Source organism: Sphingomonas sp. 10B4, assembly GCF_035019905.1.
GTDB classification, from domain to species: domain Bacteria; phylum Pseudomonadota; class Alphaproteobacteria; order Sphingomonadales; family Sphingomonadaceae; genus Sphingomonas; species Sphingomonas glacialis.
Map to the genome: position 1 here is coordinate 35,726 of NZ_JASJVC010000007.1, position 24,517 is coordinate 60,242.

17 protein-coding genes and 1 pseudogene are annotated in these 24,517 nt (G+C 66.3%); 10 read left to right on the forward strand and 8 right to left on the reverse strand.

The genetic code is table 11. The features are described from left to right. Nucleotides 1–5: 5 nt before the first annotated feature. Entirely contained in the window at nucleotides 6–1,184 is a 1,179-nt protein-coding gene (locus QN347_RS03650) for an efflux RND transporter periplasmic adaptor subunit (protein WP_322163773.1), read from the reverse strand. A gap of 174 nt (nucleotides 1,185–1,358) precedes the next feature. Beyond that, nucleotides 1,359–1,541 (reverse strand): hypothetical protein, encoded by a 183-nt coding sequence (locus tag QN347_RS03655; RefSeq protein ID WP_026046530.1) that lies wholly within the window; start codon nucleotides 1,539–1,541, stop codon nucleotides 1,359–1,361. A gap of 107 nt (nucleotides 1,542–1,648) precedes the next feature. On the opposite strand from QN347_RS03655, the gene QN347_RS03660 reads away from it, so the two are divergent. The 4 genes from QN347_RS03660 to QN347_RS03675 all read left to right on the forward strand — a co-directional run bounded on the left by QN347_RS03660 (nucleotide 1,649) and on the right by QN347_RS03675 (nucleotide 7,812). After that, a complete protein-coding gene (locus QN347_RS03660) occupies nucleotides 1,649–4,327 on the forward strand; it encodes a TonB-dependent receptor (RefSeq protein WP_322163774.1) in 2,679 nt (892 codons plus the stop codon). Nucleotides 4,328–4,403: 76 nt separating this feature from the next. Then, nucleotides 4,404–5,672 carry an MFS transporter gene (locus QN347_RS03665; RefSeq protein WP_322163775.1) on the forward strand — a complete coding sequence of 423 codons (1,269 nt, stop codon included), beginning with the start codon at nucleotides 4,404–4,406 and terminating at the stop codon, nucleotides 5,670–5,672. 67 nt (nucleotides 5,673–5,739) lie between these two features. Continuing rightward, nucleotides 5,740–6,846 (forward strand): S-(hydroxymethyl)glutathione dehydrogenase/class III alcohol dehydrogenase, encoded by a 1,107-nt coding sequence (locus QN347_RS03670; protein WP_322163776.1) that lies wholly within the window; start codon nucleotides 5,740–5,742, stop codon nucleotides 6,844–6,846. 117 nt (nucleotides 6,847–6,963) lie between these two features. After that, entirely contained in the window at nucleotides 6,964–7,812 is an 849-nt protein-coding gene (locus QN347_RS03675; RefSeq protein WP_189674745.1) for a GGDEF domain-containing protein, read from the forward strand. 276 nt (nucleotides 7,813–8,088) lie between these two features. Here QN347_RS03675 and cydX read toward each other — a convergent pair whose 3' ends face one another. Genes cydX through QN347_RS03690 form a run of 3 tightly spaced genes read right to left on the reverse strand, consistent with a single transcriptional unit; the run spans nucleotide 8,089 to nucleotide 10,966 of the window. Next, the gene (cydX, locus tag QN347_RS03680; RefSeq protein ID WP_322163777.1) at nucleotides 8,089–8,208 is read right to left on the reverse strand and encodes a cytochrome bd-I oxidase subunit CydX; all 120 of its coding nucleotides are present in this window, start codon (nucleotides 8,206–8,208) and stop codon (nucleotides 8,089–8,091) included. A gap of 18 nt (nucleotides 8,209–8,226) precedes the next feature. Further along, complete coding sequence (gene cydB / locus QN347_RS03685; RefSeq protein ID WP_322163778.1) at nucleotides 8,227–9,369, reverse strand: cytochrome d ubiquinol oxidase subunit II; 1,143 nt, start codon at nucleotides 9,367–9,369, stop codon at nucleotides 8,227–8,229. A gap of 16 nt (nucleotides 9,370–9,385) precedes the next feature. Beyond that, a complete protein-coding gene (locus QN347_RS03690; RefSeq protein ID WP_322163779.1) occupies nucleotides 9,386–10,966 on the reverse strand; it encodes a cytochrome ubiquinol oxidase subunit I in 1,581 nt (526 codons plus the stop codon). Between the two features lie 183 nt (nucleotides 10,967–11,149). Here QN347_RS03690 and QN347_RS03695 point away from each other — a divergent pair, with 183 nt between their 5' ends. Continuing rightward, nucleotides 11,150–13,975 (forward strand): hypothetical protein, encoded by a 2,826-nt coding sequence (locus QN347_RS03695; RefSeq protein WP_322163780.1) that lies wholly within the window; start codon nucleotides 11,150–11,152, stop codon nucleotides 13,973–13,975. Continuing rightward, a pseudogene (locus QN347_RS03700) lies at nucleotides 13,861–15,348 on the forward strand (APC family permease). Before QN347_RS03695 ends, QN347_RS03700 begins: the two are co-directional and overlap by 115 nt. On the opposite strand, the gene QN347_RS03705 reads toward QN347_RS03700, so the two are convergent. The 3 genes from QN347_RS03705 to QN347_RS03715 all read right to left on the reverse strand — a co-directional run bounded on the left by QN347_RS03705 (nucleotide 15,325) and on the right by QN347_RS03715 (nucleotide 19,743). Next, nucleotides 15,325–16,932, reverse strand: coding sequence for an NAD(P)/FAD-dependent oxidoreductase (locus QN347_RS03705; RefSeq protein WP_322163781.1), 1,608 nt, complete (start codon nucleotides 16,930–16,932; stop codon nucleotides 15,325–15,327). The pseudogene QN347_RS03700 and the gene QN347_RS03705 sit on opposite strands and share 24 nt — an antisense overlap. A gap of 184 nt (nucleotides 16,933–17,116) precedes the next feature. Further along, nucleotides 17,117–18,265, reverse strand: a complete 1,149-nt coding sequence (locus tag QN347_RS03710) for an aromatic ring-hydroxylating dioxygenase subunit alpha (RefSeq protein WP_322163782.1) — start codon at nucleotides 18,263–18,265, stop codon at nucleotides 17,117–17,119. Between the two features lie 86 nt (nucleotides 18,266–18,351). Beyond that, a complete protein-coding gene (locus QN347_RS03715) occupies nucleotides 18,352–19,743 on the reverse strand; it encodes a M20/M25/M40 family metallo-hydrolase (protein WP_322163783.1) in 1,392 nt (463 codons plus the stop codon). 235 nt (nucleotides 19,744–19,978) lie between these two features. Between QN347_RS03715 and QN347_RS03720 the strand changes: the two genes are divergently transcribed. The 4 genes from QN347_RS03720 (at nucleotide 19,979) to QN347_RS03735 (ending at nucleotide 24,352) form a co-directional block, all read left to right on the forward strand. After that, complete coding sequence (locus QN347_RS03720) at nucleotides 19,979–21,019, forward strand: zinc-dependent alcohol dehydrogenase (RefSeq protein ID WP_322163784.1); 1,041 nt, start codon at nucleotides 19,979–19,981, stop codon at nucleotides 21,017–21,019. Nucleotides 21,020–21,050: 31 nt separating this feature from the next. Beyond that, nucleotides 21,051–22,148, forward strand: coding sequence for an Acg family FMN-binding oxidoreductase (locus tag QN347_RS03725; protein WP_322163785.1), 1,098 nt, complete (start codon nucleotides 21,051–21,053; stop codon nucleotides 22,146–22,148). A 118-nt stretch (nucleotides 22,149–22,266) separates the two neighbouring features. Next, nucleotides 22,267–22,797 (forward strand): GNAT family N-acetyltransferase, encoded by a 531-nt coding sequence (locus tag QN347_RS03730; protein WP_322163786.1) that lies wholly within the window; start codon nucleotides 22,267–22,269, stop codon nucleotides 22,795–22,797. A gap of 46 nt (nucleotides 22,798–22,843) precedes the next feature. After that, nucleotides 22,844–24,352 (forward strand): acetyl-CoA hydrolase/transferase family protein, encoded by a 1,509-nt coding sequence (locus QN347_RS03735; RefSeq protein WP_322163787.1) that lies wholly within the window; start codon nucleotides 22,844–22,846, stop codon nucleotides 24,350–24,352. The last annotated feature ends 165 nt before the right edge of the window (nucleotides 24,353–24,517 follow it).

A 24,517-nucleotide genomic window follows, 5' to 3' on the forward strand; every position in this document is an offset into this window, starting at 1 on the left:
CGGACTCAGTTCTTCTGGACGGCTGCATCACCCGTCTTGGGCGACTTGATCGTTTGCGGCGCGCTTGCGGCAACGGGCCTGATGGTCTGGTTGACCTTCACCTTGCCGACGCCTTGCGTAATGATCTTGTCGCCAGGGTTGAGGCCGGTGGTGACGATCCAGTTGGTACCCTGCGTCGCCGTCGCGGTGATCGGGCGCTGGACGGCCTTGTAGCCACCCTTGCCGTCGGCGCCGACGACATAGACCGTCGCCTCGCCCTTGGGCGTGCGAGAAACCGCTTGCTGCGGAACGAGGAAGGCGTTCGGATTGATCGACTGCGCAAAGCGCGCGCGGACGAACATGCCGGGCAGCAACAGCCCCTTGGGATTGGGGAAGCGTGCGCGCAGCGTCACCGTGCCGGTTGCCGCATCGACCACGACTTCGGAGAATTCGACGTCGCCGCTGAGCCCGTAATCCGAGCCATCCTCCAGCTTGAGCTGGACATTCGCGCGGGTCGCCACCGATCCCCCCGATGCGAGCGCGCGGCGGAGCCGCAACAGGTCTGCGCTGGCCTGCTGAATGTCGACATAGATCGGATCGAGCTTCTGGATCGTCGCCAGCGGGTCGGTCTGGCTCGCGGTGACGAGCGCGCCGACGGTGTAGAGCGAGCGCCCGATCCGCCCGGTGATCGGCGCGGGTACGGTCGTGAAGCGCAAATTGATCTTGGCGGTGTCGAGCGCCGCCCTGGTCTGCGAGACCGTCGCGGCGGCCTGGCGTGCGGCGGCGGCGGCGTCGGTGTAATCCTGCTTGGCGACCGCTTGCATGTCGGCGAGCGGCTTGTACCGATCGGCCTTGACGCGCGTCGCCTCGGCATTGGCGATCGCGCTCGCGACGTTCGCGTTCGCCTGGTTTGCAGACGCGCGGTAGAGACTCGGGTCGATCTGATAGAGCGGCTGCCCCTGACGGACGAGCGCACCTTCGGTGAAGAAGCGGCGACGGATCAGGCCGGTAACCTGCGGGCGGACTTCCGAACTCTGATAGGCGGCGGTGCGGCCGGCGAGTTCGGTCACCAGCGGGACGCTGCTCGGCTGGATGACGATATAACCGACTTCGGGGGGACCCTTGGGGGCGCCACGGCCGCTCTTCTCCTGTTTTGCGCTGCCGCAGCCCGTCAGCAGAAGCGCCGATGCACCGATGACGATCATCGAGCGCAGGGAAGAAAACTCAGCCGCCATTGTGTCCACCGCTCTCAAGGCTGTTCCCGCACGGTGGATACCCTACGGAACGGTCGCCAAACGCTGCCTAGTAGCGATTGTTCCGGGGGCTTATCAACTGTCCCGGTACGGCCACAATTCAACCATTACCGAACCCTATGCGCATTACCGCAGCTTCGCGATGGTCAGTCCGTCGGCCTTGGCACGGTCCTTGGTCGATTCTTCGCTGCGCTTGAGCGCCTTGGAGATCGCCTTGAGCGCCATGCCCTTTTTGGCCAGCGTGTGCAGCTTCTGGATCTCGTCGGTCGTCCAGGGCTGCCGATGGCGTTCGAATCGCTCTTCACTCATTGGGCTGTCCTACGGCAGCCCCGATCGAAGTTCCAGCCATGCGCGCCTTCGACATACTCTTGCGACATAAGCACGCTAGCCGACGGGAAAGACATTTTGGGGCTACGATGATCCGCACAACAAAACTGCTTACGCTCGCGCTCGCGGCGACCCCGGCGTTCGCCTCGGCGCAACAGGCGACGACCAAAAGCACGACCAAGCAGGCGCCAGCAGCGGCACCGGCGGCGGCGCCCGACGATAGCGAGGACGGCCCCGATATCGTCGTGCGCGGGGCAAGGCAGCCTGGTTCGGTGATCGGCGACATTCCGCCCGAACAGCAGCTCAGCCCCGCAGACATCCGCTCGTACGGGGTCAGCTCGATCACCGAGTTGCTGACCGAACTCGCGCCGCAGATCCGCAGCGATCGCGGCGGCGGCGGTGCGCCCGTCATTTTGCTCGATGGCAAGCGGATCTCGGGTTTTGCTGAAATCCGCGATCTGCCGACCGAGGCGATCGCGCGCGTCGACATCCTGCCAGAGGAAGTCGCGCTCAAATATGGCTACACCGCCGACCAGAAGGTGGTGAACTTCGTCCTGCGCCGCCGCTTCCGCGCGGCGACGGTCGAGCTGTCGGACAAGCTCGCCACCGAAGGCGGGCGAAACGCGCCGCAGGGGGAACTCGACTTGCTCCAGATCGCCAATAAGGGGCGGGTCAATCTTCACCTCGAATATCAGCCGGTCGAGGCGCTGACCGAGAGCGAACGCAGCATCCTCCCGACTGTCCGTCCGACGATTCCAGGCGCGACCACCGTGGCGACCGATCCGACCGACCAGCGGCCGTTTCGCACGTTGCTGCCCTCGGGCCGCACGTTCAACGCGAACTCGACCTACGCGCGCAGCTTTGGCGCGGTTTCGGGAACGCTGAACGGGACGCTTTCGGCGAGCAACACGACCGGACTGCAAGGGTTGCCAAGCACGACGCTCATCGTTCCGGCGGGCAATCCTTTTTCGGCCAGCGCGGTGACGGTCAGTCGAACGCTGGGAGGGGACTTCTCGCCGCTCAAGCAACGCACTTCAGCGATCGCGGCGCACCTGGGCACGACGTTCAACGGCGCGATCAGCACGGCGTGGCAATGGTCGGTGACGGGCACCTATGACCATTCCGAATCGAAGACTTTTACCGATGCGGGGCTCGACGCGACCGCGTTCAACGCGCGGCTCGCGGCCAATGACCCGACCGCGAATCCGTTCAACGCGCTTGGTGCCTCGCAGATCGGGACGCGCGCGACGACGCGCGGCTATTCGACCTCCGACGAGGGGAAGCTCGACGTGCTGCTCAACGGCACGATTTTCAAGCTGCCCGCGGGCGAGGTTTCAACGAGCGTCCATCTCGGCGGCGACATCAGCAGCTTCAATAGCCGCTCGTATCGGGCCGGGCTGACCTCGACCGGCGCGGTGACACGCAATATCGTCAATGGCCAGCTCAACGTCGACGTGCCGCTGACCAGCCGCGCGAAGGACGTCCTCGCGGCGATCGGCACGCTCTCGGTCAACGGCAATGTCGCGGTCAACCACCTCTCCGATTTCGGGACGCTGACGACGCTTGGCTACGGGCTCAACTGGTCGCCGATCGTGCCGCTGCGGATTATCGCATCGGCGACGATGCAGGATACCGCGCCGAGCGCGACGCAGCTCGGCAATCCGCAGATCGTCACGCCCAACGTGCCGGTTTTCGACTATGTGCTCGGGCAGAATGCGAGCGTCACGACGGTTTCGGGTGGCAACCCCAATCTGATCGCGAGCAACAGCCACACCTACAAGCTCAGCGCGACGGTCAAGCCGTGGAGCACGAAGGACCTGTCGCTCACCGCGACATATATCGACGCACGGATCGAAAATCCGATCGCCGCCTTCCCGACCGCGACCGCTGCGATCGAAACGGCCTTCCCGTCGCGCTTCACGCGTGTGCGCGATGCCAATGGCGATCTGGTGCTGACCCAGCTCGACACGCGACCGATCAATTTCGCGCAGAGCAGCCGCTCCGAGCTGCGCTGGGGGATCAATTTCTCGATGGCGCTCAAGTCGAAGCTGCAAAAACAGATCGAAGCGTGGCGCGCTGGGACGGGGCTGAACCCGTTTGCCGGGATCAAGATTCCCGACAGCGTACAACGCCAGATCGCGCAAGCGCGAGCGGAGCGCGGCGGGGGTGCCGGCGGACCTGGTGGTCCAGGTGGTCCAGGCGGTCCTGGTGGTCCCGGCGGCCCCGGCGGCGGGCGTGGCGGCTTTGGCGGCTTCGGGGGTGGTGGCCGTGGCGGCGGCGGCGGGCGGCTGCAGTTCGCGCTTTACCACACGTGGCACTTCAGCGAGCGCGTGCTCGTCCAGCGGGGTGGCCCGGCGCTCGACCTCTTGAAAGGCGACGCGATCGGCTCGAACGGCGGGCAACCGCGCCACGAGCTCGAGGGGCAGGCGGGCTACAGCAACAACGGCATCGGCGTGCGCCTGTCGGCGAATTGGCAAAGCGCGACCGACGTCAACGGCGGAACGCTCGGCAACCCGCAGAATCTGCATTTCTCGTCGCTCGGTACGCTCGGCGTGCGGTTGTTCGGGGATCTCGGGCAGCGGCTCGATCTGGTCAAGGCACACCCGTGGATGCGCGGGATGCGCGTCGCGCTGGCGGTCGACAATCTGTTCGACACGCGCCAGCGCGTGACCAATGCGAGCGGGACGACGCCGGTCGCCTATCAGCCCGATTATCTCAATCCGCTCGGGCGCACGGTGCGCATTTCGATCCGCAAGCTGTTCCTCTGACGCGAGGCACGCTTCGGTAGCGATCGGCCCGGGCGCGCCTCTTGCGCCCGGGTCGCGCTGCGGCGACAAGCGGGCGATGGCATCGCCCGATTTCTCGCTGCTCACCAAGCGCCGCTTTGCGCCGCTGTTCGTCGTCCAGTTCCTCGGCGCGTTCAACGATAATGTGCTCAAGTTCGCGCTGCTGTTCCTCGCCAATTTCGGGGTGCATCGCACGGGTCTCAGCGGCGAGATGCTCGCGACGGTCTCGACCGGCATCTTCATCCTGCCCTATTTCCTGTTCTCGGCGATCGGCGGGCAAACCGCCGATGCGATCGACAAGCGCATCCTGATCCGCTGGATAAAGGCCGCCGAGATCGCGATCATGGCGGTCGCTCTGGTCGGCTTTGCGACCGGGTCGATCGCGACCCTGCTCGTCTGCCTGTTCCTGATGGGGCTGCACTCGACGATCTTCGGCCCGGTCAAATATTCGATCCTGCCGCAGCATCTCGGTCACCACGAAATGATGGGCGGCACCGGGCTGATCGAGGCGGGCACCTTCCTCGCGATCCTCGGGGGGCAGTTGCTCGCGGGCGTGCTCGCGCCGTGGGAGGCAGGGCTTGCCGCGACCGGGCTCGCCTGCGTCGGGTTCGCCGCGAGCCTTGCGATCCCGCCGGCACCGCCGTCGGGCAAGCAGCACCGCATCGACTGGAACGTCTTCCGCGGCACCGCGGACATCCTGCGCACTGCGCGCCGCGACCGGCTTGTCGTCCTGTCGATCCTGGGGATCAGCTGGTTCTTCGCCGCGGGGGCGGTCTTGGTTTCCGAATTCGCGCCGCTCGTCAGCGGTACACTCGGGGGATCGAAGGCGGTGGTGACGCTATTCCTGCTCGTCTTCTCGACCGCGATTGCGATCGGCTCGCTGACCGTCAACCGCTTGCTGCGGGGCGAGGTCTCGGCGCGTTACGTGCCGCTGTCGGCGGCGGTGATGGGCGGGTGCATGATCGACCTGTGGGCATCGACGCACGGCTTCCAGGTGCGCGCGGCGGGGCTCGATATCGCGCACTTCTTCGCCGCGGCCGGGAGCTGGCATATCTTGATCGGGCTCGCGGGCATTTCGTTCGCGGGCGGGATGTTCATCGTGCCGCTCTACGCGATCCTCTCGACCGCGACGCCGGCGGCCGAACGCTCGCGCGTGATCGCGGCGAACAACATCGCTAACTCGATCGTCACCGTGCTGGTGGTGATCGTCGCGACCGCGATGATCGCGCTCGGCAGCGATGTGCCGGGGGTGATCGGGATGCTCGGTGTGGCGACCTTGGGCGTGGCGCTCGTGCTGCGCGGCATGCCGCGGCGGGGGATCCTCTGACCGGGCCGGCGGTTGACGCAACCGGGCGTAGCCGTAAGGGATTGGCGACCGTCTCGAGGAGTGCCCCATGAAAACCCGCGCCGCCGTCGCCTTTGCCGCCAAGCAACCGCTCGAGATCGTCGAGCTCGACCTCGAAGGCCCCAAGGCGGGCGAAGTGCTGGTCGAGATCATGGCGACCGGGATCTGCCACACCGATGCGTACACGCTCGACGGGCTCGACAGCGAAGGGCTGTTCCCGAGCGTACTCGGCCATGAAGGCGCCGGAATCGTGCGCGAAGTCGGACCGGGCGTGACGAGCGTGAAGCCGGGCGATCACGTCATCCCGCTCTACACCCCCGAATGCCGCCAGTGTAAGTCGTGCCTCAGCGGCAAGACCAACCTGTGCACCGCGATCCGCGCGACGCAAGGCAAGGGGCTGATGCCCGACGGCACCTCGCGCTTCTCGTACAAGGGCGAGACGATCTTCCACTACATGGGCTGCTCGACCTTTTCGAACTTCACCGTGCTCCCCGAAATCGCGGTCGCGAAGATCCGCGAGGACGCGCCGTTCAAGACGAGCTGCTACATCGGCTGCGGGGTGACGACGGGCGTCGGCGCGGTGGTCAACACCGCCAATGTCCAGGTCGGCGACAATATCATCGTGTTCGGGCTCGGCGGGATCGGCCTGAACGTGCTGCAGGGCGCGCGGATGGCGGGCGCGAACATGATCGTCGGCGTCGACATCAACCCTGATCGCGAGGAATGGGGCCGCAGGTTCGGCATGACGCATTTCGTCAATCCGAAGGACGTCGGCGATCTCGTCGCGCACCTCGTTGCGCTGACCGATGGCGGGGCGGACTATACGTTCGATTGCACCGGCAACACGACGGTAATGCGGCAGGCGCTCGAGGCGTGCCACCGCGGGTGGGGCACGTCGATCATCATCGGCGTGGCCGAAGCGGGCAAGGAAATCAGTACGCGCCCGTTCCAGCTCGTCACCGGGCGCAACTGGCGCGGTACCGCGTTCGGCGGCGCGAAGGGGCGGACCGACGTGCCGAAGATCGTCGATTGGTACATGAACGGCAAGATCGAGATCGACCCGATGATCACGCACGTCCTCAGCCTCGAGGAGATCAATACGGGCTTCGAGCTGATGCACGCCGGCGAAAGCATCCGTAGCGTGGTCGTTTACTGATCGACCACCGCTATTCCGGCGTAGCCGCTGATGAAAGCGGCCCGGTATTGGGGATTAACGATTCAGAAACCGCGATCCAATAGCGCCGATCATGGGTGAGGTTGCCGGAGTATAGGCATGCGTTTTTATCAAGCCACGCGGTTTCTGTTTCCGCGTAATTTCCAGTTCCGCATGTTCAGCATCTGCTTTGGCGCGGTGCATTTGCCGATCATCGTCTTCTGCGTGAGCGAGTTGGTGCTGGCGCGGTGGGATTGGCGCCTTTTCGCGGCATTGCTCGTCGCGACGCTGGTCGGGACGGTCACCGCGATCGTCGCGCTGCGCGGGCTGCTCGCGCCGGTGGCGCATGCGACCGATTTGCTGCAGTCGTTGCAACGCGGCGAGCCCGTCCCGCCGGTGCCGACGGGCGGCGATGATCTGGTAGGGGCCTTGCTCGCCTCGGTCGCGCGCGCTTCGGCGGAAACCCATGCGCGCGTCGAGCGGCTGGCCGATGCCGCCGAAAAGGACGTGTTGACCGGGCTGCGCAACCGCCGAGGTTTCATGGACGCGATCGCACCGGTGTTGCGCGACGACCGCAATTCGGTGGTCGCGGTGCTCGACCTCGATCATTTCAAGGCGGTCAATGATCGTCATGGTCATGACGAGGGCGACCGTGTCCTGGTCGAGTTCGCCAAGCGGCTGCAGACCGAATTGCGCCGATCGGATCTTCCCGCGCGCTGGGGCGGCGAGGAATTTGCGATCCTGCTGCCCGACACCGCGCTCGACGAAGCGACCGAGATCGTCGAACGGCTGCGCGCCTCGCTCCATCGCGACGAAATCGGCCATCGCGGCGGCGACGCGCTGACCTTTTCGTGCGGGCTCGCCGTCGTGCGCGACTACGCGTCGCTCAAATCGGCGATGCTTCGCGCCGACAGCGCCTTATACGATGCCAAGCGTTCGGGCCGGGATCGCGTAAGAAGCGTGGCGTAAGGTGCGCCCGGACTTAGTGCGCGAGGAATAGCGGGAGGTAGGCTGTGCATGAGCAAAGCACGCTTCGTACCTCCGAACAGCGCTTCGGCGACGCGCCGAGGGCCACCCATCCCGCTTTAACCCGCATAACACCGTTGGAGCAGCTTGCGCTCAGCCACGCCTGACGTTCAGTCGAGCCCGCCGCCCCGGACGTTGCTGCCAGCGAACCGCGCCGTTTATGCGAAACCGCTGCCGATCGTTCGGATCGCCTGCGGTCTTTTGGCCCGCAAGCGTGGATCACGCGTGCGGCGGAGCGTCTTCATCGTCGGTCGGCAGATGGAATTCGTGCCACATACCGTTGAGGATGCCGAAGCCGACCGCGAGGCCGAGACCCAAGACCCAAGTGAAATACCACATCGTCTAGTCCTTTCGGGATCAGTAGAAATCGGGGTTGGTGGCGACGTCGGCGGTCGTGACGCGGCCCCACATCACCTTGAACGCCCAGCTCGTGTAGAGCAGCACGATCGGCAGCAGGATCGCGGTGACGAACAGCATGAGCCCGAGCGTCGCCGGGGTCGATGAGGCGTTCCACACCGTCAGACTCGAATGCGGATCGATGCTCGAGGGCAGGATATAGGGGAACATCGACAGGCCGACGGTCGCGATGATCCCGGTGATCGCCAGCGCCGAACCGCCGAACGAGCTCTTCTCGGCGCCCACGGTAATACCGACGAACGCCAGCACCGCGCCGCCGATGCCGAGCACTGGCGCGATCAGCATCCAGCGATGCAGCGCGTAATTGCCGATCCAGGCACCCGCGAGATGCTGCGTCGTGGTGCGCAGCGGGTTCGACTGGCCGAGCGGATCGGCCACCGACTGCATGTGATAACCGATGTCGCCGAACGCGACGTACAATCCGCCCCCGGCAAACAGCAGCAGCGTCAGGATTGCGGCAACCGCGCCGAAGCTGCGCGCGCGCCGATGGACGGGGCCGCCACGCTCGACCTTGAAGGTCAGCCACGTCGCGCCGTGGAGCGCGAGCATCGCGACCGAGAGCAGCCCGCACAGCAAGGCAAACGGCGTGAACAGGCCGAGCAAGCCGCCTTCGTAGAACGACCGCAAGTCGCTATCGAGCCGGAACGGCGCCCCGAGCAGGACATTGCCGACCGCGACGCCGAACACCAGGGCGGGGACGAAACCGCCGACGAACAACGCCCAGTCCCACCGGCTGCGCCACGCCGCGTCGGGGCGCTTCGAGCGATATTTGAAGCCGACCGGGCGCAGGATCAGCGCGGCGAGCAGCAGGAACATCGCGAGGTAGAAACCCGAGAAGCTGACCGCATAGACGAACGGCCACGCCGCGAAGATCGCGCCGCCGCCGGTGATGAACCACACCTGGTTGCCCTCCCAGGTCGGGCCGACCGAATTGATCACCATCCGCCGCTCGGCATCGTTGCGCGCGACGAACGGGAGCAAGCTGGCGACGCCAAGATCGAAGCCGTCGGTGACCGCAAAGCCGATCAGCAGCACGCCGAGCAGCGCCCACCAGATCACGCGCAGCGTTTCATAATCGAACATTGTCCGTCCTTTCGGTTCAGGCGGCGACGGGGAGAATGGGAACCACGACGGTATCGCTCTGGTCGGGCACGGGATCGTCGACATGCTCGAACGGGCCCTTGCGGATCGCCGCGATCATCAAGCGGACTTCGATCACCGCGAGCGCGCCGTAGAGCACGGTGAAGCCGATGATCGTCGTCCACAACGCCGCGACGCTCAGCGTCGAGGTGGCGAGGAAGGTCGGCAACACGCCTTCGATCGCCCAGGGCTGACGGCCGATCTCGGCGAGCATCCAGCCAAGCTCAATCGCGATCCACGGCAGCGGGATCGAATAGAGCGCGATCCGCAGGAACCAGCGCGTGCTGTCGTGGCGGCGCAGGCTCGCCAGCACGAACGCGGTGGCGAACAGCGCGATCATGTAGAAGCCGATGAACGCCATCGCGCGGAAGCTCCAGAACATCAGCGGGACGTTCGGGACGACGTCCCATGCAGTCGCCGCAATCAGCTGCGGGCTTGCCTGGCGGGGATCGGCGACGTGCGCCTTAAGGAGCAAGGCATAGCCGAGATCGCGCTTGTGGAGCTCGAACCGTGTGCGCTCGCGGACATTGGTCGGGTCGGTCTTGAGCTTCTGGACGGCGTCGTATGCGACCACGCCCGATGTGATCCGCTCCTGCGCCTTCAGCACGAGTTCGGACATGCCGGCGACTTCGGTGTCGAGGCTGCGCGTGGCGATCAGCCCGAGCACCCACGGCACTTCGACGGCGTAGTGCGTCGTTCGTGCGGCGACATCGGGGATGCCGATCAGCGTGATGCCGGCGGGGGCGGGGGCGGTATGCCACGCCGCCTCGATCGCGGCGAGCTTCATCTTCTGGTTGTCGGTGAGCGCGTACCCGCTCTCGTCGCCGAGCACGACGACCGACAGCGACGAAGCGAGGCCGAACGCCGCGGCGACCGCCATCGAGCGTTTCGCGACGCCGACATATTTGCCGCGCAGCAGATAGAGCGCCGAAATGCCGAGCACGAACACCGCCGCGCAGACATAGCCGGCGCTCACGGTGTGGACGAACTTGGCCTGCGCGATCGGGTTGAACAGCACCGTGCCGAAATCGCTGATTTCCATCCGCATCGTTTCGGGGTTGAAGGTCGCGCCCGCGGGGTTCTGCATCCAGCCATTGGCGACGAGGATCCACAAGGCCGACAAATTGGTGCCGAGCGCGACCATGAAGGTGACGCCGAGATGCGCGAGCTTGGACATCTTGTTCCAGCCGAAGAACATCAGCCCGACAAACGTCGCCTCGAGGAAGAACGCCATCAGCCCTTCGATCGCGAGCGGCGCGCCGAAGATGTCGCCGACATAATGCGAGAAATACGACCAGTTGGTGCCGAACTGGAACTCCATCGTCAGCCCTGTAGCGACGCCGAGCACGAAGTTGATCGCGAACAATTTGCTCCAGAAGCGCGTGATGACGCGCCAGATCGGCCGGTCGGTCATCACATAGACCGATTCCATGATCACCAACATGAAGCTCAGGCCGAGCGTCAGCGGCACGAACAGGAAGTGGTACAGCGCGGTCAGGGCAAATTGCAGCCGCGACAGGTCGACGACACCTGGATCCATGGTCAATCTCCGTTAACGCCGCACAGCAGCGGTCGCCCGGCTTCACCCGATTTCGCACCGCAGCAGATATTGGGGTTTTCCCGAACGAAGGGGGCGGCGGAGCGTCGCGATACAGGGCGAACGCTCCATAGGCTGTGTCGCCAAAATGTCGTAAGCCCGCGCTACGGCGTCGGGATGGGTATCATGCACAAAGCATTTCTGTTTGGTGGCTTGCTCGCGATCACCGCGTCGGTTGCGGCACGCGACCATTCCGAGCCAGGCGTCGCGCTGCCGACCGGGCAGCGGCTGACCCCGCTGGCAGCACCAGGCGCACGATTCGAACCGCTGACGACGCGCATCGCGCCGCACCCCGAGTATGTCGCCGATGGCGCCGCAGCGATTGCGGTCAGCCCCGACGGGCGCGAGATGCTGGTACTGACCAGCGGGTTCAATCTGTTCAACGGCAGCGATGGCAAACGGCTCCCCGCGCAGTCGACACAATATGTCTTTCGCTACGCGATCGACGCGCGCGGCGGTCGGTTGCTTCAGACGACGCGCGTGCCGAACAGCTATTCGGGGATCGCGTGGCAGCCCGACGGCCGCGGTTTCGTCGTCGGGGGTGGAGTCGACGATGTCGTCCATCGGTTCGAGGCGCACGGAAGCCGCTTCGCCGAGACGCGCGCGCCGATCGCGCTGGGGCATGCGACCGGAAACGGTGCCGAGGTCAAGCCGCAGGCGGCGGGGCTTGCGGTCAGCCCCGATGGGCGACACGCGCTGGTCGCAAATTACTACAATGATTCGATCAGCCTGATCGACCTGGCGGCGGGCAAGGTGATCGCCGAGCGCGATCTGCGGCCTGGCAAGATCGATCCCGCGCAAGCCGGCGTTCCGGGCGGCGAGAACCCGTTTGCGATCGTCTGGATCGATGCGACGCATGCCTGGGTGTCGGCACCACGCGATCGGCAACTCGTCGCGCTGGAGATCATCGGCGCTGCGGTCCGTGTGACAGGCCGCGTGGCGACGCTCGGTGCGCCGACCGCACTGCTGGTCGATCCACGCCTCGGCCGGCTCTACGCGACCGAGGACAATGCCGACCGGCTGGCGATCATCGACCTCAAGACCGGCCGTCTCGCCGCCGAGCCGCGGCTCGGGCTGCCGGACGCACTTGGCGCGGCACCGCTCGCCAAGGGGCTCAATGCCAATGCGCTGGCGTTGCTCCCCGATCACCGCTTGCTCGTGACGATGGGGGGAATCAACGCGGTCGCCTTGGTTACGCCGCGCGCCGATGGCGCGAGCGTCGACGGGCTCGTGCCGACGGGCTGGTATCCCAGCGCGGTCGCAGTGAGCCGCGATGGCGGTCGCGTATTCGTCGTCAATCGCAAGAGCCCGCCGGGGCCGAACCCGCTCGGCTGCGCGCCGAAGCTCGCTATCTATCGCGGCCAGCCCAATGCATGCGGCGCCGCCAACCAATATATCTTCCAGCTCGAAAAGGCCGGGCTGCTGCAGTTCGCGCTCCCCAAGCCAGCGGCGTTGGTGCGCACCACGCTGCAAGTCGCCGACAATATCGGGCTGACCGCAACGCAGGCGCGCGCGGCCGCGAACACGACGATGGCGGCGGTGCGTGCGCGGATCAAGCACGTCGTCTTCATCATCAAGGAAAACCGGACCTACGACCAAGTGCTCGGCGATCTCGCGGTCGGAAATGGCGATCCGCGGCTCGCGATCCTTGGCGAGCGGCTGTCGCCCAATCATCACCGCCTCGCGCGCGACTTCGTCACGCTCGACAATTTCTATGACAGCGGCGAGCAGTCGAGCACCGGCTGGACCTGGTCGACCGCGGCGCGCGTGCCAGACCTCCTCGAGAAGACCGCACCGGTCAATTATGCCGGGCGCGGGCTGGCGTATGAGGCGGAGGAGGCCGATCGCTTCATCTACACAGCACAGACGCCCGCTGAGCGGCACGCGACGAATCCGGCGGTCTCGACCGATCCCGATCTGCTGCCCGGGCCAGCGCTGCTCACTGCGCCCGATGGCGATCGTGACGACGAGACGGGCCAGGGTTTCCTGTGGAATGCCGCGATCCGTGCCGGGCTGAGCGTTCGCAATTACGGCTTTTCGGACGCTTCGGTCTACGATCTCGGCAAGCCCGGTTTCATTCCGCTCGAGCGCGAGCCGGCGAAGACAGGGACGCGGATCTACACGCCGGGCGACCGCTTGCTGGCCTCGCGCAGCGACCCGTATTTCCGCGGCTTCGACCAGAAGATGCCCGATTATTGGCGCATGCTCGAATGGCAGCGCGAATTCGCCGTGGCGGACGCGAAGGACGCAGTCCCCGCGCTCACGCTGCTGCGGCTCAGCCACGATCATTTCGGCGATTTCAGCGATGCGATCGACGGGGTGAACACCGTCGAGACGCAAATGGCGGACAATGACTATGCGCTCGGCCAGGTCGTCGAGACGATCGCGCAGAGCCGCGCGCGTGATTCCACCCTGGTCTTCGTGATCGAGGATGATGCGCAGAACGGTGCCGACCATGTCGATGCCCGGCGCAGCGTGGCGTTCATCGTCGGGCCGATGGTGCGCCACAACGCCCTGGTCTCGACGCGCTATACCACCGTCAGCCTGTTGCGGACGATCGAGGCGGTGCTCGGCCTGGCGCCGCTCGGGTTGAACGATGCGCTCGCGGTGCCGATGGCCGATGTGTTCGATCCGGCGATGACGGGCTGGCGCTACCACGCCGTCGCCGCCGACGTGCTGCGCGCGACGCAATTGCCGATCCCGCGGGATCGCTTCGTGGCGGCACCGGTGGCTGCCGGATGTGCCCCGCACGACGCCGCTTATTGGGCCGCTGCGATGCGAGGACAGAATTTCGCGACCGAGGATCGCCTCGATACCGATGCTTTCAACGCCGCTTTGTGGAACGGGCTCGGCGCTGGCGCGCAGCCGAGCACGCGTGGCGGCGAGGATTTCCGTGTCCAGCGTACCGCTTTGCTCTCGGGCGTTCCTGCAGCCGAGGCCTGTCACCGCTAGCAGCGCGGAATTCGCGGCGACGGAAATCGCTCTGGCAAAGCGCTGCACAGCGTGCTCCATTCGCTGGCGAAGGGAGCTGCCGCATCGAGTCGGAGTCGCACCGCCCATTCGGATTCTGGACCGCGACCGCGCTGGTGGTCGGCGGGATGATTGGCTCGGGCATCTTCGTCCTGCCCGCACAACTTGCGCCTTATAGCTGGACGAGCATCGTGGCGTGGATCGTGGGCGTCAGCGGCGCGATGTTGATCGCCTGGGTGCTCGCAAGGCTGACGGCGGCGATGCCCGAAGCGACGGGAGTGGTCGCGATGTGCGGCGCCGGGCTGGGTCCGCTGTGCGGCGTGCTCGTCGGGTGGAGCTATTGGATCGGTATCTGGTCCGCCAATGCGGTGATCGCACTGACCGCAGTGCGCTATCTCGCGCAATTCGTGCCGATGATCGGCGCGACGGCGCTTGCCCAGGCGGTGTCGGCGACGGTGCTGATCTGGCTGTTGACGGTGCTCAACCTCGGCGGTGCGCGGCTGGCGGGGGCGTTCCAAGTCGGCACGACGGTGATCAAGCTCGTCCCGCTTGGTGCGATTGTCCTGATCCTCGTCGGGATCGCGTGGCGAGGTGGGGTGGGGCATTCGGCCGGGCCCTATGCGGATTTCGCATGGGGCGGTCTGACGCCGGCGCTGACCTTCGCCTTCTACGCGATCGTCGGGTTCGAAGCGGCGAGCGTCGCCGCCGAGCGGGTGCGCGATCCGGCGCGCAATGTGGTGCGCGCGATGCTGTTCGGGCTCGCGCTGACGGGGGTGCTGTATCTCATCGTCTGCACCGGCATCATCTTCGCATTGCCGAGCGCGGCTGTCGCCAATGCGCAGGCACCGTTCGCGCTGTTCGTCTAGACCTTCTGGGGGCCTTGGGCGGGGCTTGCGACCGCAGGCTTCGCCGCGATCGCGGCGATCGGCGCGCTCAACGGCTGGACGCTGGTGCAGGGCGAGGTGCCGCTCGGCATGGCGCGCGCCGGGCTGCTGCCGCGCTGGATCGGTGCAACCAGCGCGCGCGACGTGCCGGTTGCGATCCTGCTCGTGTCGAGCACGCTCGCCAGCTTGCTCGTTCTGTCGAACGCGACGCGGTCGCTCGGCGGGCTGCTCGACTTCATGCTGCGGCTGACGGCAGCGGCGACGATCTGGCTCTATGTCGGCGCGTGCCTCACCGCGCTGATCCTGCGGATCGCGCCCGTCGCCGCCGCGCTGGGGCTGGCCTTTGCCGCGTGGGCGATGTGGGGCGCGGGGATCGAGGCGATCGGCCTGAGCGTCGGGCTGATGCTGACCGCGATCCCGCTGTATCTGCTGCGGTATCGCGCGGCGCTATCCGAAGACGCGCCCGACTAGACTGCGATCGCGCAGGATCTCGTGCGCCGCATTGTGCCCCGGCGCGCCGGTCACGCCGCCGCCGGGATGCGCGCCCGATCCGCACAAATAGAGCCCCTTGATCGGCCCGCGATAGTCGCCGTGGCCGAGCACCGGTCGTGCCGCCCAAAGCTGATCGAGGCCCATCGCCCCGTGGAAGATGTCGCCGCCGACCAGCCCGAACTTGCGCTCGAGATCGAGCGGCGAATGGATCTGGCGCGCGATCACGCTCGCCTTGAAGTTGGGGGCGTGCGCGGTGACGGTGTCGATGATCAGGTCGGCGACCTCCTCGCGCGCATCGTCCCAAGAGCGGCCATCTGGCAGCGTCGGCGCGAATTGCTGGCAGAACAGGCTGGCGATATGCTGGCCGGGCGCTGCGAGGCTGTCGTCGACCGTCGTCGGCAGCTTCATCTCGACGATCGGCTGTTTCGACCAGCCATATTGCTGCGCGTCGATGAACGCCTGGTCCATGTAATCCATGCCGGGCGCGATGATGATCCCGGCGGTATGATGCTCGGCCTTGTCCTTGCCGCGCAGCACGCTGAAATCGGGCAGTTCGGACAAAGCGACGTTCATGCGGAAGGTGCCGCTGCCGGTCTTGAACCCGGCGATCCGGCGGTTGAAGTCGGCCGGCAGATCGGAGGAATCGACCATCTGGCGATAGAGCAAGGCCGGGCCGACATTGGCTGCGACGATCTTGGCAGCAATCTCTTCGCCCGACTCAAGGCGGACGCCCGCGACTTTGCCACCTTCGGTCAGCAGCTTGGCGACGGGAGCGTCGAGGCTGATCTCGACGCCCGCTTCGAGGCAGGCGTGCGCCATCGCCTGCGTGATGGCGCCCATCCCGCCGACCGAATGGCCCCAGGCGCCGTATTTGCCGTTCACCTCGCCGAAGACGTGGTGGAGCAGGACATAGGCGCTGCCCGGGGTCGAGACGCCGGCATAATTGCCCACCACCGCGTCGAAGGCGAAGGCCGACTGGACATGGTCGTCCTCGAACCAGCCGCCGAGGAAATCGCGCGCCGATTTGGTGAAGATGTCGAGCAGATCGCGTTGCTGCTCGATCCCCATCTTGGCGACGGGCCAGCCCTGCGCCGCACCCGCGAGCAGCGCGCGTAAACCGCCGCCGACATTGGGCGGGGTCTTGAGCGCGAGATCGCGGAGCACTTGCGCGACCTTTTCGAGCGCGGCGTCATAGGCCGGGTAGGCGTCGGCATCCCTCTGGCTGAAGCGCGCGAACTGCGCTTGCGTGCGCGCGGTGCCGCCGCCGAGCGTGAGATAGGTGTCGGGGAAGGGGAAGAAGTTGCTGATCGTCCGCTCGATGATGCGAAAGCCGCGATCGTGCAGCTTCATGTCGGCGATGACCTTGGGGCGCAGCAGGCTGACGGTGTAGCTCGCGGTCGAATTGCGGAAGCCGGGGTGGAATTCCTCGGTTACCGCCGCCCCGCCGACGACATGGCGGCGTTCGAGGATCCGGACCTTGAGCCCGGCGCGCGCGAGGTAGAAGGCGCAGACGAGGCCGTTATGGCCACCGCCGATGATGAGCGCGTCGTAGCGTTTGGTCATGCTTGCTCCCGCCTTCCTACTTCTTACCCCCTCCCGCCTTCGCGGGAGGGGTGGGGGAGGGTCTTCTTCTTCTTCAACGACCGAAAGAAAAAGACCCTCACCGACTTCGACTAGGCCCGCCTGAAGAAGGCGGACCAAGTCTGCGTTTCCTCTCCCGCGAGCGGGAGAGGAAGCCCGCAGAGCACTACCCCCGCGACCATCCCGGCGCGGGCGCACGCTGCAACCGCGCCTCCGGGATGCGCTCGCGGATCTTCCGCGCGAAGCTGCGCAGGCACACCTCGCTCCGCCCGATCGGCCCTGCGGTGTAGCTGCGCGACGCCATCCCTTGCTGGACGCGCTCGATCAGCCAGGTGTCCTCGGCATTGACGACGCGGTTGATCCGCCAATTGGCATAGCGCACGAGCTTCATCTCGCGCCGGTCATCAGGCAGCGCGAACGCCATTTCGCGCAGCACGCTGGTGGTCGGCGTCAGCGGGAGCCATTGCATGAAATCGATCTGGTCGGCGTAGAGATCGAACGCCATGTTGGGCCACAGCTTGAAATAGAGCCATAGCCGCTGGTTGGCTTGCGGCAGATGATCGACGTGCGGCAGATGCGTCTGGTAGAACCGCTCCCACGGATTGTCCGAGGCGCGGTCGACGATCTGGCCCGACATCTTGTCGACGAACGGTGCCGCCTCGATCGCATAGCTCTTGCCGAACAGCCGGCTCAGCCCGTCATGCGCGACCGGGATGTGCAGATTGTCCGAATAATTGTCGCCGACGTTCTTCCAATTGACCGCGCGCTCGCGCAGCCGAACGGGCGAGAGCGCCTGCATCGCCTCGACGCGATACGGCGCGATTTCGGCATCGTAGGGCGCCATCATCGCGGCGACCGACGGACCATCGCCTTCGAGCCGGACAAACACGAAGCCGCGCCAGATCTCGAGCTCGACCGGGGCGAGGCCGTGCGCCTCGAGCTCGAGCGCGGGATAATCGCGGCGCATCGGCACGCCCGACAGACGGCCGTCGGTCTCGTAGCTCCAGGCGTGATACGGGCAGACGAACTTGCGCGCACATCCCGTCGGCCCCTCGACGAGCCGCATCGCGCGATGGCGGCAGACATTGGCGAAGGCGCGCAGCGCACCGTCATCGCCGCGCACGACGACGACGCTCTCGCCGAGATAGTCGATCGTGTGGAAATCGCCGGCGTTGGCGATCTGGTTCTGGTGGCAGACGATTTGCCACGACGGCCGCAGCACACGCTCGACCTCGACCGCATGATATTCGGGATCGGTATAGAGCCAGCCGGGCAAGCTCCAGTCGGCATCAGGATCGGGGGGACACGGCGCCATGCTGAGCTCCGATTGCGGGTGTGCCGAACTTAGGATCGGCGTGCGCCCCGGGCAAGACCGGGGCGCATCAAGCGCGTTTGCCGCGGTTACTTCGACAGATCGGTGAACAGCAGCTTGTAGTAGCGAATCCCCGGTTCGATCGTCGCGATCGGCGTGCGCTCGTCGAGGCCGTGGCTGAAATCGTCCGACGGCTTGATGAAGGTCGGGCTCGCGCCATAGCTCGCGACGTGGTGCGAGCGGAACCACATGCTGTCGCTCGCGCCCGAGGCCATCGCCGGGAAGACGGGCACGCCCGGATAGACCTGGCCCATCGCGCGGGTGATCGCGGCGATGAAATCGGGGCGCATCGGCGATGCGTCGTTCGCGACCGAGCCTTCGCTGACATCGGCGATCGTCAACGACGGGTCGGCGATCACGCGGCCGAGCTCGGCCATGATGTCGGCTGGCTTGTGGCCGGGGAAGATCCGGCAGTTGATGTTGGCGGTCGCGCGCTGTGGGAGCGCGTTCTCGGCGTGTCCGCCGTTGACGAGCGTCGGGACGCAGGTCGTGCCGATCTTGCCGACGGTCGCGGGATTGGCGGTCAGCGTCGCGATCGCGGCCTTGTCGGTCGGGTCGGCGACGTACGCTTTCAGCGCGGCACCGATCGCGGGCTCCTCGAACGGCGCGGCCTTGGTCAGCGCCTCGCGCGTCAGCGGGCTCAGTTCGGGCTTGAACTGATACGCGCCGACCTTCTCGAGCGCTTTCGAAAGCTCGACGATCGCGTTGACCGGGCGCGGCATCGACGAGTGGCCGCCGGGGTTGGTGACGGTCAGCCGGAAATCGGCATAGGTCTTCTCCGCGCCGTTCCACGTCCAATATTTGGGCTTGCCGGTCGCCTCGTCGAGTACGCCGCCGCCGCCATCGACGTTGAGCACGATATTGGCGTCCTTGAGCCGCTCGGCGATCAGCGTCGAGGTCTTCATCGCGGTTTCCTCGTCACCCGAGAATTCGATGACGATCGACCGTTTGGGCTTATAGCCGCTGCGCCGCAGGTCGGTGAGCGCGGTGATCGCGATCGTCCCGTCGAGCTTCATGTCGGTCGCGCCGCGGCCGTAGAGATAGCCGTTCTCGACCACGGGGGTGAACGGATCGCGCTTCCAGTCGGCGGGCTTGGCCTCGACGACGTCCATGTGCCCCGAAATCACCATCGGCTTGAGCGACGGATCGCTGCCGCGCCACGTGCCGATCAGATAGGCGGTGTCGTCGACGGGCACGATCTCGACATCGGCATCGGCAAAACCGCCCGCGACGAGCGCCGCCTTGTAGAGCGCGGCGACTTGCGGGGTCTGGTTGCCCGGGCCCTTTACCGAGCGCAGCGCGATTGCCTTCTTGGCGAGCTCTAGCGCGGCATCGGCCGACGCCGCGGCGGTGGGGGCGGCCGCGTGCGCGCCGCCCGTCAGGATGGTGGCAGACAGGAGAACAGCGAAGACAGCGCGCATGCAGGGGTCCTTGGCGGGAGGCGCTTTGAACCTAGCGCTCAGGCTGACCGGCGCAAGGCAGTTGCCGGTCGGAGCTATGCGTATTTTCCGAGTCTGCCCAAACGCGGGTCGCGACTTCTAGGGAAGACAGGCCAGAGCGCTCGTGCAGGCGGCCGTGTCGCGGCACAGCTGTCAGCGTGTCGCGCGCGTGTCAGGTCGAAACGATTCTCGCATTTCCCCCGGAAGGAGCCTGCTCATGGCCAAGACAATGCACGCCGCGGTCGTCACCGCATTCGGACAGCCGCTGGCGCTTCAGGTGGTTGCGATCCCGACGCCGGGGCCCGGGCAGATCCTCGTCAAGACCGAGGCGTGCGGGGTCTGCCATACCGATCTGCACGCCGCGAAGGGCGATTGGCCGGTCAAGCCCAACCCGCCTTTCATCCCCGGGCATGAGGCGATCGGCATCGTCGTCGCGCTCGGCGCCGGAGTGACCCGCGTCAAGGAAGGCGACCGCGTCGGCGTGCCCTGGCTCTATTCGGCATGTGGACATTGCGAATATTGCCTGTCGGCGTGGGAGACGGTGTGCGGCGAGGCCAAGTTCGGCGGCTACACGCAAAATGGCGGCTTCGCCGAATATCTGCTCGCCGACCCCGACTATGTCGCGCATATCCCCGCCGGGCTGAGCGCGGTCGAGGCCGCGCCGCTGATCTGCGCTGGCATCACGACGTACAAAGGCATCAAGGAAACGCAGGCGCGGCCCGGCGAATGGGTCGCGATTTCGGGCTGTGGCGGGCTTGGCCATCTCGCGATCCAATATGCCAAGGCGATGGGGCTGAACGTCGCCGGGATCGACATTGACGACGGCAAGCTCGCCCACGCGACGCGGCTCGGCGCCGATCTCGTCATCAACGCAAAGACGCATAGTCCCGCCGAAATCCTCAAGGAGAAGACCGGCGGCGGGGCGCACGGCGTGCTGATCACCGCGCCCTCGCTCGCCGCGTTCAAGCAAGGCGTCGCGATGACGCGCAAGCGCGGCACCTGCGTGCTCGTCGGCTTGCCGCCGGGCGAGTTCCCCGTGCCGTTGTTCGATGTCGTGGCGAATTGCATCACCGTGCGGGGATCGTTCGTCGGCACGCGCAAGGATATGGCCGAGTGCCTCCAATTCGCCGCCGACGGCAAGGTCAAGGCCGACATCGAGCTGCAGCCCTTGGCGGCGATCAACAGCGTGTTCGAGCGGCTCGAGCGCGGCGATGTGCCGTCACGCGTCGTGCTCGACTTCACGCCGGCCGACGCCTGAGCGCGCCTCGCACCGATCGGGAGGGTCTGGGATGAACCGCCGAAATCTTCTGCTCGGGGGCGGGGCAGCCGGGCTCGGCGTCGTGGGGGCTGGCTGGGCCGGCCTCCACGACCTGTCCTCGATGACCGCGTATGATGCGGCAGCGGCCGCCGCGCGTATTCCGCTTGGCGGCAACCCGGCGCTGGGCGAGCTCGTCCGCTTCGCGACGCTTGCCCCCAACGGCCATAATACGCAGCCGTGGCGCTTCCGCCTCGGCACGAACCGGATCGACGTGCTCCCCGACTTCAGCCGGCGTACCCCGGTGGTCGATCCCGACGATCACCATCTGTTCGTCAGCCTGGGATGCGCGACCGAAAACCTCGTGCTGGCGGCGGCTGCGTCGGGGCATCGCGGGGAGGCGGTGTTTGCGCCCGACGATGGCGGGACGATCGGCTTTGCGTTTCGCCCCGGCTCTCCCGTCGATGATCCGTTGTTCTGGGCGATCCCCAAGCGGCAATCGACGCGTGGCCGCTATGACGGGCGATCGCTGCCCACCGCCGAGCTCCGCGACTTGGCGGTCGCGGCAGCGGTGCCCGGGGTCGAGCTGATTCTGATGACCGAACGCCGCGACAGGGCGATCGTGCGCGACATGATCATCGACGGCAACTCCAGGCAGATGGCCGACCCGGCTTTCGTACGCGAACTCAAGCAGTGGCTGCGCTACAATCCGCACGCGGCGCTGCGGACACGCGACGGCCTGTTCAGCGCGGCGAGCGGTAACCCAGCGCTGCCGAGCTGGGCCGGGCCGGCGCTGTTCGATCGCTTCGTTACCGCCCGCTCGGAAAACGACCGATATGCGCGCCAGCTCGACTCTTCGGCCGGCGTGGCGATCTTCCTTGGGGCAAAGGCGGATCCCGACCATTGGGTGCGCGTCGGTCGGGCGTGCCAGCGGTTCGCGCTCCAAGCGACCGCGCTCGGCATCAAATGCGCGTTCGTCAATCAGCCGGTCGAGGTCCCCGGTTTGCGACCCGAGCTTGCCGCGGTGATCGGCGCGCCAGGCATGCGGCCCGATCTCGTCCTGCGCTTCGGGCGTGGGCCCGCGTTGCCCTATGCGCTGCGTCGTCCGGTCGCGGCGGTGTTGGCGACATGACGCTGCGCGAGGCCCGATCTACGTAGTTTCATCAGCAGCCAGCCCGACCTTCGCAGCGCATGAGGCGCTCTTGCGAAGCTCGGAATCGGGTTTCGTTTGCCAAGCGGAAGGGTCTTCGATGCATCAGCCGAGCCAGACACTCACCACGCGCCACGGGTTCACATTCCACGTCCGCCCGGCGCGGCCCGAGGACGATGGCACCGTCGCCGAGTTCTTCACCCATGTGACGCGTGAGGATCTGCGGTTTCGCTTTCTCACCGGAATGAACGAAGTCGCGCCGGCACAGATCACTGCCCTTACGCACGTCGACCATCGCTGGACCGAGAATTACCTCGCGTTCACGCATGACGGAGCGACGATGATCGCGACCGCGATGCTCGCCTGCGACCCGGGGTTCGAGCGCGGCGAAGTCGCTATCGCGCTCCGCAAGGATTTCAAGCAGCACGGCATCGGCTGGACGCTGCTCGCGCATATCGCGGCGGTCGCCGATACCAAGGACGTTAAGGTGCTCGAGGCGATCGAGAGCCGCGATAATCACGCCGCGATCGAGGTCGAGCGCGACATGGGCTTCACCGTTGCCCCTTATCCTGGCGACGGCGCCTTGCTGCTTGTGAGCCGCTCGATCGGTCACGCCGCGGTGCCGGCTTGACCGCACGCTGCGCACGCCCCGGATTATAACCGCCAAGAGGAAGTTCATGCCTTCGAAAATCAGCGCGCAGTTGCGCGACCGCGTCATGGGGGCCGAGGCGGCCGCAGCGCTTATCGCACCGGGCAGCACGGTCGGGCTGAGTGGCTTTACTGGATCGGGCTATCCAAAGGCAGTTCCGCTAGCGCTCGCCGCGCGGATCGAGGCCGAGCACGCGCTCGGGAATCCGTTCCGGGTCCGCGTGTGGACGGGGGCGTCGACCGGGCCCGAGCTCGATGGCGCGCTTGCGAAGGCCGACGGGATCGAGTTTCGCCTGCCGTACAATTCCGATCCGATCGCGCGCGAGAAGATCAACCGTGGCGAGATGGATTATTTCGACATGCATTTGAGCCAAGTCGCGCCGATGGCGTGGCAGGGTTTTCTCGGACCGCTCGACACCGCCGTGATCGAGATCGTGGGCATTCGCGACGACGGATCGCTCATCCCGTCGTCGTCGGTCGGCAACAACAAGACCTGGCTCGACCGCGCCGGCCAGATCATCCTCGAGGTCAATCGCTGGCAGAACCCCGCGCTCGAGGGGATGCACGACATCTATTACGGCACCGCGCTGCCGCCGCACCGCGTGCCGATCCCGCTGGTCCGCCCCGATGATCGGATCGGCGAGGCCTATTACCGCGTCGATCCCGCCAAGATCGTCGCAATCGTCGAGACCGATGCGCCCGATCGCAACTTGCCGTTCGCAGCACCCGATGCCGCAGCCGAAGCGATCGCCGGGCATTTGATCGAGTTCTTCCGCCATGAAGTCGCCCGCGGGCGGCTGCCGGCGTCGCTGCTGCCGTTGCAGTCGGGGGTCGGCAACATCGCCAATGCGGTGCTGAGCGGGCTCGTCGCTGGACCGTTCGAGGCGATGACCTCGTACACCGAGGTGATCCAGGACGGGATGCTCGACTTGCTCGATTCGGGGAAACTGCTGATGGCGTCGGCGACCGCCTTCTCGCTCAGTCCGGAGGCTGCGGCGCGGCTCAATGCCGATCTGCGCGCGTATCGCGACAAGATGATCCTGCGCCCGCAGGAGATCAGCAACCATCCCGAGCTGATCCGCCGGCTCGGCTGCCTCGCGATGAACGGGCTGATCGAGGCGGACATCTACGGCAACGTCAATTCGACGCACATCATGGGATCGCGCATCCAGAACGGGATCGGCGGCTCGGGCGATTTCGCGCGCAATGCCTATGTCTCGATCTTCATGACGCCGTCGACTGCCAAGGGCGGCGCGATCTCGGCGATCGTGCCGCAGGCGAGCCATGTCGATCATATCAGCCAGGACGTCCAAGTGCTCGTTACCGAGCAAGGCCTCGCCGATCTGCGCGGGCTGAGCCCGAAGCAGCGCGCGCAGCTGATCATCGAGAATTGCGCGCATCCCGATTATCGCCCCGCGCTCGCCGACTATTACCGCCGCGCCCGGCTGGGCTCGTACGGCCAGCAGACGCCGATGCTGCCGGGCGAAGCGCTGTCCTGGCACCAACGCTTCCTCGAGACGGGCACGATGCGGATGTGACCGGGATCCACCGGTGATGACGGTCGGCTTTTGCCCCGCGCCGATTGATCAATACGCTCGCGTGGCGGTCGATATCGACTGTGCAGCGACTCGCTGTTGCGGCCGACCTTGGACCGTCATCTGGGCGATGCGGTGGGTAGCGCCGCTGCCATCACCAAAGCTTGG

Coding starts and splice junctions, on each gene's coding strand:
- QN347_RS03695 (WP_322163780.1), top strand. CDS start 11,150: ATGCACAAAGCATTTCTGTTTGGTGGCTTGCTCGCGATCACCGCGTCG.
- QN347_RS03720 (WP_322163784.1), top strand. CDS start 19,979: ATGGCCAAGACAATGCACGCCGCGGTCGTCACCGCATTCGGACAGCCG.
- QN347_RS03675 (WP_189674745.1), top strand. CDS start 6,964: ATGCGTTTTTATCAAGCCACGCGGTTTCTGTTTCCGCGTAATTTCCAG.
- cydX (WP_322163777.1), bottom strand. CDS start 8,208: ATGTGGTATTTCACTTGGGTCTTGGGTCTCGGCCTCGCGGTCGGCTTC.
- QN347_RS03665 (WP_322163775.1), top strand. CDS start 4,404: ATGGCATCGCCCGATTTCTCGCTGCTCACCAAGCGCCGCTTTGCGCCG.
- QN347_RS03735 (WP_322163787.1), top strand. CDS start 22,844: ATGCCTTCGAAAATCAGCGCGCAGTTGCGCGACCGCGTCATGGGGGCC.
- cydB (WP_322163778.1), bottom strand. CDS start 9,369: ATGTTCGATTATGAAACGCTGCGCGTGATCTGGTGGGCGCTGCTCGGC.
- QN347_RS03655 (WP_026046530.1), bottom strand. CDS start 1,541: ATGAGTGAAGAGCGATTCGAACGCCATCGGCAGCCCTGGACGACCGAC.
- QN347_RS03670 (WP_322163776.1), top strand. CDS start 5,740: ATGAAAACCCGCGCCGCCGTCGCCTTTGCCGCCAAGCAACCGCTCGAG.
- QN347_RS03650 (WP_322163773.1), bottom strand. CDS start 1,184: ATGATCGTCATCGGTGCATCGGCGCTTCTGCTGACGGGCTGCGGCAGC.
- QN347_RS03715 (WP_322163783.1), bottom strand. CDS start 19,743: ATGCGCGCTGTCTTCGCTGTTCTCCTGTCTGCCACCATCCTGACGGGC.
- QN347_RS03690 (WP_322163779.1), bottom strand. CDS start 10,966: ATGGATCCAGGTGTCGTCGACCTGTCGCGGCTGCAATTTGCCCTGACC.
- QN347_RS03705 (WP_322163781.1), bottom strand. CDS start 16,932: ATGACCAAACGCTACGACGCGCTCATCATCGGCGGTGGCCATAACGGC.
- QN347_RS03725 (WP_322163785.1), top strand. CDS start 21,051: ATGAACCGCCGAAATCTTCTGCTCGGGGGCGGGGCAGCCGGGCTCGGC.
- QN347_RS03730 (WP_322163786.1), top strand. CDS start 22,267: ATGCATCAGCCGAGCCAGACACTCACCACGCGCCACGGGTTCACATTC.
- QN347_RS03710 (WP_322163782.1), bottom strand. CDS start 18,265: ATGGCGCCGTGTCCCCCCGATCCTGATGCCGACTGGAGCTTGCCCGGC.
- QN347_RS03660 (WP_322163774.1), top strand. CDS start 1,649: ATGATCCGCACAACAAAACTGCTTACGCTCGCGCTCGCGGCGACCCCG.